Consider the following 4,376-nt stretch of genomic DNA (forward strand, 5'->3'; position numbering starts at 1 on the left):
GCTCAGACCACGATCAACGACTCGGTCGACACCACCACCGCGACCCTGACCGCCTCGCCAAGCGTGACCGAAGGCGGCGTGATCACCTACACCGTGACCCTGAGCAACCCTGCCCAGACGCCGGTAACCGTGACCCTGTCCAACGGCCAGGTCATCACCGTTGAAGCCGGCAAAACCCAGGGCAGCGCTGATTTCCAGACCCCGGCCAATGACGTCTACAACAACGGTTCGACCGTCAGCGTCACCATCGAGAACGCCGCGGGCGGCAATTTCGAACAGCTGACCCCGAACCCGACCCCGGCTCAGACCACGATCAACGACTCGGTCGACGCCACCACCGCGACCCTGACGGCGAGCCCGTCGGTCACCGAAGGCGGCGTGATCACCTACACCGTGACCCTGAGCAATCCTGCCCAGACGCCGGTAACCGTGACCCTGTCCAACGGCCAGACCATCACCGTTGAGGCTGGCAAAACCCAGGGCAGCGTTGATTTCCAGACCCCGGCCAATGACGTCTATAACAACGGTTCGACCGTCAGCGTCACCATCGAGAGCGCCACGGGCGGCAACTTCGAACAGCTGACTCCGAATCCGACCCCAGCCTCGACTGTCATCAATGACAGCATCGATACTGTCACCTTAAGCATTGTCAGCAATGGCAATGTGACCGAAGACCAGCAACCTTCCTTTACTGTGAAAGTTAGCCAGGCGCTGGACCGTCCGTTGACCGTAACCCTGTCGAACGGCGACACCGTGACGATCGAAGCCGGTAAGACCGAAGTCGAGTACAAGACCTCGGTTCAGGGCGATGACGTCTATCTTGATGCAGGCTCCATCACGCTCAGTGTTACCGACGCTACAGTTCCGGGTGCCACCTTCGAGAAGCTGGCCTTGGGTGGCCCGGCTACCGTTGAGATCTCGGACACTATCAGTGAAGTGGTGGCCAAGCTGACCGCCACCCCGTCGGTGACCGAAGGCGGCGAGATCACCTACACCATCACGCTGACCAACAAAGACGGTCTGCCGATCAACAACCACTCGGAGCTGTACTTCAAGCTGACCGACGGCACCACTGTCGTTGTGGCAGCAAACAGCACCACGGGCTCGGCGACTGTAGCCGCACCAGACAACGTCTATGTGGGCACTAACGCGCCGGTGGTCAATGCCATCGACGCGGTCAGCGGCGCAGATGCGTGGAAGTTCGAAAACCTGAACCTGGACAAGACTCCGGTCAGCACCGAGGTCACCGACGAGCCAGGTACCCCAGGCAGCGAAGGCGACATCGTCAAGGTCACCATCACGGCTGACCAGGCCTCGGTGGCCGAGAACGTCAAGCCGACCTTCACCGTGCACATCAACACCGCCCTGGCTCACGACCTGGTCGTGACTCTGAGCAACAACGCTCAGGTCACCATCAAGGCCGGCGAAACCAGCGCGCCGTACACTCACGACGCGCAAGGCGATGACGTCTACCAGGACGCTGGCGAAATCAGCCTGGGCATCAACTCGGCGGTGGACGCCACTGGTGCTGCGTTCGAAAACCTGGAATTGGGCGGCAACGCTTCGGTTCAAGTGACCGACACCCTCGACGAAGTCGTGGCGAAGCTGACCGCGACCCCTTCGGTCACCGAAGGCGGCGAGATCACCTACACCATCACCCTGACCAACAAAGACGGTCTGCCGATCAACAACCACTCGGAGCTGTACTTCAAGCTGACCGACGGCACCACTGTCGTTGTGGCAGCGAACAGCACCACCGGTTCGGCGACTGTAGCCGCACCAGACAACGTCTATGTGGGCACTAACGAGCCGGTGGTCAATGCCATCGACGCGGTCAGCGGCGCAGATGCGTGGAAGTTCGAAAACCTGAACCTGGACAAGACCCCGGTCAGCACTACCGTCACCGACGAGCCTGGCACTCCAGGCAACCCGGGCGGCAGCAACGAAGGCGACCTGGTCAAGGTCACCATCACGGCCGACCAGACTTCGGTGGCCGAGAACGTCAAAGCGACCTTCACTGTTCACGTCAACCAGCCGCTGGCTCACGATCTGGTCGTGACCCTGAGCAACAACGCTCAGGTCACCATCAAGGCTGGCGAAACCAGCGCGCCGTACACCCACGCTGCGCAGGGTGATGACGTCTACAACGACGCTGGCCAGATCAGCCTGGGCATCACGTCTGCTGTGGATGTAGACGGTCGCACCTTCGAGAACCTGCAACTGGGCGGCAACGCTTCGGTTCAAGTGACTGACACCACCGACGAAGTCGTGGCCAAGTTGACCGCGACCCCGTCGGTGACCGAAGGCGGCGAGATCACTTACACCATCACGCTGACCAACAAAGACGGTCTTCCGATCAACAACCACAGTGCATTGACCTTCACGCTGAGCGACGGCAAAACCGTCATCACCGTGCCAGCCAACGGCACCGTGGGCACTGCCACCGTCACTGCCCCGGATAACGTCTACGTCGGCGCTAACGACCCTGTCGTGAAATCGATCGCAACCGTTGAAGGCGCGGATGTCGGCAAGTTCGAGCAACTGACCCTCGACAAAACCCCGGTCAGCACGTCGGTTACCGACGAGCCAGGTACGCCGGGCAGCGAAGGCGACCTGGTCAAGGTCACTATTACTGCTGACCAGACCTCGGTGGCCGAGAACGTCAAACCGACCTTCACCGTGCACGTCAACCAGCCGCTGGCCCACGATCTGGTCGTGACCCTGAGCAACAACGCTCAGGTCACCATCAAGGCTGGCGAGACCAGCGCGCCGTACACCCACGATGCGCAGGGCGATGACGTCTATCAGGACGCTGGCGAAATCAGCCTGGGCATCAACTCGGCGGTGGACGCCACTGGTGCGACCTTCGAGAACCTGCAACTGGGCGGCAACGCTTCGGTCCAAGTGACCGACACCCTCGACGAAGTGGTGGCCAAGTTGACCGCCACCCCGTCGGTCACCGAAGGCGGCGAGATCACCTACACCATCACGCTGACCAACAAAGACGGTCTGCCGATCAACAACCACTCGGAGCTGTACTTCAAGCTGACCGACGGCACCACTGTCGTTGTGGCAGCGAACAGCACCACGGGCTCGGCGACTGTAGCCGCACCAGACAACGTCTATGTGGGCACTAACGCGCCGGTGGTCAATGCCATCGACGCGGTCAGCGGCGCAGATGCATGGAAGTTCGAAAGCCTGAACCTGGACAAGACTCCGGTCAGCACCGAGGTCACCGACGAGCCAGGTACCCCAGGCAGCGAAGGCGACATCGTCAAGGTCACCATCACGGCTGACCAGGCCTCGGTGGCCGAGAACGTCAAACCGACGTTCACCGTACACATCAACACCGCCTTGGCTCACGACCTGGTCGTGACCCTGAGCAACAACGCCCAGGTCACCATCAAGGCTGGCGAGACCAGCGCGCCGTACACCCACGATGCGCAGGGCGATGACGTCTATCAGGACGCTGGCGAAATCAGCCTGGGCATCAACTCGGCGGTGGACGCCACTGGTGCTGCGTTCGAAAACCTCGAGTTGGGCGGTGCCGCGAAAGTGGATGTCACCGACACCCTCGACGAAGTGGTGGCCAAGCTGACTGCCACTCCGTCGGTGACCGAAGGCGGCGAGATCACCTACACCATCACGCTGACCAACAAAGACGGTCTGCCGATCAACAACCACTCGGAGCTGTACTTCAAGCTGACCGACGGCACCACCGTCGTCGTGGCAGCGAACAGCACCACGGGCTCGGCGACTGCAACCGCACCAGACAACGTCTATGTCGGCACTAACGCGCCGGTGGTCAATGCCATCGATGCGGTCAGCGGCGCAGATGCGTGGAAGTTCGAAAACCTGAACCTGGACAAGACCCCGGTCAGCACCGAGGTCACCGACGAGCCAGGTACGCCAGGTAACGAAGGCGACATCGTCAAGGTCACCATCACGGCTGACCAGGCCTCGGTGGCCGAGAACGTCAAGCCGACCTTCACCGTGCACATCAACACCGCCCTGGCTCACGACCTGGTCGTGACTCTGAGCAACAACGCTCAGGTCACCATCAAGGCCGGCGAAACCAGCGCGCCGTACACTCACGACGCGCAAGGCGATGACGTCTACCAGGACGCTGGCGAAATCAGCCTGGGCATCAACTCGGCGGTGGACGCCACTGGTGCTGCGTTCGAAAACCTCGAGTTGGGCGGTGCCGCGAAAGTGGATGTCACCGACACCCTCGACGAAGTGGTGGCCAAGCTGACTGCCACTCCGTCGGTGACCGAAGGCGGCGAGATCACCTACACCATCACGCTGACCAACAAAGACGGTCTGCCGATCAACAACCACTCGGAGCTGTACTTCAAGCTGACCGACGGCACCAC

General features: G+C 61.4%; 1 protein-coding gene. It reads left to right on the forward strand.

Annotated elements, in window-relative coordinates; translation table 11 throughout:
- A partial coding sequence (locus ACF8Q6_RS16400; protein ID WP_392499108.1) for an immunoglobulin-like domain-containing protein occupies nt 1–4,376 on the forward strand: 4,376 nt, incomplete at both ends.

It is taken from the genome of Pseudomonas sp. GLN_2 (assembly GCF_043106005.1).
Taxonomy (GTDB): Bacteria; Pseudomonadota; Gammaproteobacteria; order Pseudomonadales; family Pseudomonadaceae; genus Aquipseudomonas; species Aquipseudomonas alloputida.